This is a genomic window from Faecalibacterium sp. An192 (genome assembly GCF_002160175.1).
GTDB lineage: Bacteria > Bacillota > Clostridia > Oscillospirales > Ruminococcaceae > Faecalibacterium.
This window is the reverse complement of sequence record NZ_NFKB01000102.1, coordinates 1-3,874: the sequence shown is the minus strand read 5'-3', so window position 1 is coordinate 3,874 and position 3,874 is coordinate 1. Positions and strand designations below refer to the sequence as shown.

The window sequence follows — 3,874 nt, the reverse complement described above, 5'->3', positions numbered from 1 at the left end:
ACTTGGACCTTGCTTTATACCAGGCGTTTGCTGCCGTTACTTCTTCGGACTGTCGTAACTGGTTTGCTTGTGCCGGTTATTGTTGATATTTTATGGGGTTGCTCTAGAGGCACATTATCTTGTCGGAAGGGGCATATTCTCTGCGTCTCACCGATCTTTCGGTATAAGGGAAGTGGATCAGCTGATCCGCGGTCAACATCTCCGTCAGAGCCGTTTGGAGGCTTTGTTTTGCGGTTTGTTCCTCTGCCTCCAGCTCTTGCGAAATGTTTTTTCTTTAAAACCAAAACAGCCGCCGCCCGGGACCCAAGCCCCGGACGGCGGTTGTTGTTTATGTCTTTTTACAGGAGAATACAAATCAATCCGGTGCAGCCCTCGTTGATGACCCGTTCCAGGGTCTCCTGCATCCGGGTGCGGGCCTCCTGGGGCATATGCAGCAGTTTGGCCTGGAGGCCTTCATTCACCAGCTCGTGGAGGCTCTTGCCAAAGATATTGGACTCCCAAATCTTCACCGGGTCCTCCTCAAAGCCGGACAGCAGGCTCTGGACCAGCTCCTCGCTCTGGCGCTCACTGCCCACAATGGGGCTGATTTCGGTGCGGATCTCTGCCCGCATCATGTGGATGGAAGGGGCGCTGGCTTCCAGGCGGACGCCGTACCGGCCGCCCTGGCGGATGATCTCGGGCTGTTCCAGCCGCAGCTCGTCGATGGAGGGCATCACGATGCCGTAGCCGGTGGCCTCCACCTGTTCGATGGCGCTGCGCAGCCGCTCGTATTCCTTTTTGGCGCGGGCCAGCTCGATGATGCAGGGCATCAGACCCGCCTCATCGCCGATCTCCAGGCCCGTCTGCTCGCTGAGCACCTGATAGAACACGTCGGGCTTCAGCTCCACCGTCACCTTGACGCTGCCTTCGGCCAGGTCCATCCCCGTCACCGCCGACCGCTGCACCGCGTCGCAGGCCAGGGCCTCCCCGCCTTCGGCGGCCCGCAGGTCCTTCATCCGGGCGATGCTGGCCGCAAAGTTCAGCGCCGCCTCGTACACGCTGCTCTGGAGCCAATGGCCGCTGTCCAGCATGGTCACCCACCGGGGCATGGCAAAATCCAGCTCCCGCACCGGGAACTCATACAGCACCGACTCCAGAATCTTTTCCAGGGCGGCGGCGTCCAGGTCCACGCAGCTCACCGGCAGCACCGAACGGCCATACCGCTCCTCCATCCCTGCCGCCAGCTGGCGGGTCTCGGGAGAGTCGGGATGGGCGCTGTTGAGCAAAATCACATAGGGTTTGCCCAGCTCCTCCAGCTCCCCGATCACCCGGGCCTCCGCCTTTTCGTAGCCGGCCCGGGGGATATCGCTGATGGACCCGTCGGTGGTCACCACCACCCCGATGGTGGAATGGTCCCGGATCACCTTCTGGGTGCCGGTCTCGGCCGCCAGGTCGAAGGGCACCGCCTCATCAAACCAGGGGCTCTTGACCATCCGGGGCTTTTCGTCCTCCTCGTGGCCCATGGCTCCCTCCACCATGTAGCCCACGCAGTCGATCAGCCGCACCCGGCATTCCCCGCCCCCTTCCAGCTGGAGGGGGACCGCCGTCTCCGGGATGAACTTGGGCTCGGTGGTCATGATGGTCCGGCCCGCCGCCGACTGGGGCAGTTCGTCCCGGGCCCGCGCCCGGGCCGCCGTATCCCCCAGGGTCGGCAGCACCAGCTCCTCCATAAACTGTTTGATGAAGGTGCTCTTGCCGCTGCGCACCGGCCCTACCACGCCAATATAAATATCGCCGCCGGTCCGCTGGCCAATCTCCCGATACAGTACAGGATTCTCCACTGTGTACCTTCCTCCTCTCAGGCCCCGGGCACCAGCAGGCGGCGCGCCGCCGCCAGGGTGCGGGTGTCGGGTTCCAGGCCGTTGGCTTCCAGCATCTGGCCCGGCGATACATGGAACCGCCGCGCAATATCAAACAGTTCCTCCCCCGGCTGGGCGTAATACACCCGCAGGGAGATATCCGGGTCGGCGGGGGCCAGGGGGTCCCCGATCTCTATGCTGCTGACAAAAGGCCGGCTCTCCCGGCTCAGCACCGCCCCCTGGGCCCGGACGGTCACCGTGACTTCCAGGTTCCCGCCGGCACAGCCCGCCTGGACGTCCTGGGCCGACAGCCAGCACTCGGGGATCAGTTCCCCCATCTCTTTCACCGGCAGGGGCAGCGTCAGCTCGGCCGACTTGTCGTAGCTGTCGATCTCATCCAGGCTGTTCTGGCCAAAGGCCGTCACCAGCACCCGGGCCGTCAGCACCGGGCCGTCCTCCCGCTGTTCCACCGCCGCCGGGCCAAAGGCCACAAAACAGGCCAGAAGCCGGGTGTTCTCATCCGGCAGCGGACCCGAACAGGTGACCGCCGCCGTGTCGTCCAGCTTGCAGGCCAGCTGTTCCGCCGTCAGGGGGGCCGACTCGCTGCGGACCTGGTACTGGGTGGAAAAGGCGTCGGTGACGCAGTTCAGCTCATAGGGACGCCAGGCCCGCAGATGCAGCATGGAGGTGGCGGTGAGCTTGCCGGGGCTGCCGTCCTCCCCCTCCGCCACGGCAAACCCCACCGGCTCCACCGCGCACTGGCACAGGCAGTCCTCGGTGAGGCCCTCCACGTCCAGAATCTGGTTGAAGGGTATGGTGGCCGCCTGGCCCAGCAGCGCGGCGCTGCCTTTGGCCCGCCAGGCGCACTGGGCGTGGATTTCGCCCTTGACCACCGCTTTGCCGTTGAGAATCTTCATCTCCCCCACGGCGGCGCTGCCCGACACGTCCAGAATCGCCGCGGGGGGCTGGTCAAAGACCACCGTCCCGTCGGCGGCCATCAGCTTGTCAAGCACCGCGGCCCGCTTTACCCCCCGCAGGGTGGCCTGGCGCTGCTGGATGCCGCAGTCCGCCAGGGCCGTGACCGCCTCGGTGCTGCACTGGGTGGACACCGACGCCACCAGGCCATAGGCCCCCCGCACCTCGATGCGGCGGGGATTCACCGCCCGGCAGTTGATGTATTCGGTCTCCCCCTCCACCGACGCGCTCCAGGAGGTAAAACTGAAACTGGGCAGGTCCAGCGCCTTGTTGAAGGGGATCTTCTGCTCGGTCTGGCACAGTCCCGCCCCATCCTCCCCCTGATAGTAGACGGTACAGCGGATGTACCCCTCCAGCGTCAGCTTGCCCGGCTGCAGCTGCTTTTGCAGCACCACCGGCCGGGCAAAGCATTTCACAATCTTAAACACCTGGGGCAGATAATCGGAGATGAGAATCTCCGTCTCCACCGGGATTTCCGCCTTGACGGTGCAGCACCCGCCGCCGGCGTAGAGAATATCACGGAATACCTTCAGTTCCATGTTCACGGCGCTCCTTTCCTGTCCTTTGTACGGCGCATGGTTCATTGTATGCGGCGCAGTGTGGGACCAGAACCGACGCTTCCGCCCTACCGTTACACACACTCTATGTCTTTTAGCTTTTGTTCGCTGCGCTAGGCCCAGAGGGGGAGGGAGGGGGTTTCGACTCCCCCTCCCTACCCCCTCTGGACTCCCTACCCTCCCTAACGACCAGGGGAGACCCCTGGACCCAGACAGAGTGGTCGCTCTGGGCAAAAGCCTAAAAAAACACGACGGCCTTGGCTCGTTAAAACTTCGAGCGCTTACAAAAGACGGCCCGGTTTTTTCTTAACGGCTTTTGCCCGCCGCTCCGATTGAGACCACATGCCCGCCTCAGCGGGCTGGTAGTCCAATGAATCTATAACTGCTGTAAAACTGCACACTTTGAAATTGCAAGGTGATACCCTTTTATCATCTAAACCCACCCAACCACCCAATAGCGGAACCCCTGCGGCCTGTGGGCCTGTCCTCTTGCGCTTAGCCAAT

Annotated in this window: 3 protein-coding genes; all 3 read right to left on the bottom strand. The window is 63.2% G+C overall.

The features are described from left to right. Positions 1 to 338 precede the first annotated feature (338 nt). A complete protein-coding gene (gene spoIVA, locus B5F27_RS15865; protein ID WP_087369019.1) occupies positions 339 to 1,820 on the bottom strand; it encodes a stage IV sporulation protein A in 1,482 nt (493 codons plus the stop codon). Positions 1,821 to 1,837: 17 nt separating this feature from the next. After that, a complete protein-coding gene (locus B5F27_RS15860; RefSeq protein WP_087369018.1) occupies positions 1,838 to 3,352 on the bottom strand; it encodes an SPOCS domain-containing protein in 1,515 nt (504 codons plus the stop codon). Positions 3,353 to 3,651: 299 nt separating this feature from the next. Then, the coding region (locus B5F27_RS17055; protein ID WP_206423021.1) for a hypothetical protein at positions 3,652 to 3,874 on the bottom strand (223 nt) is incomplete at its 5' end.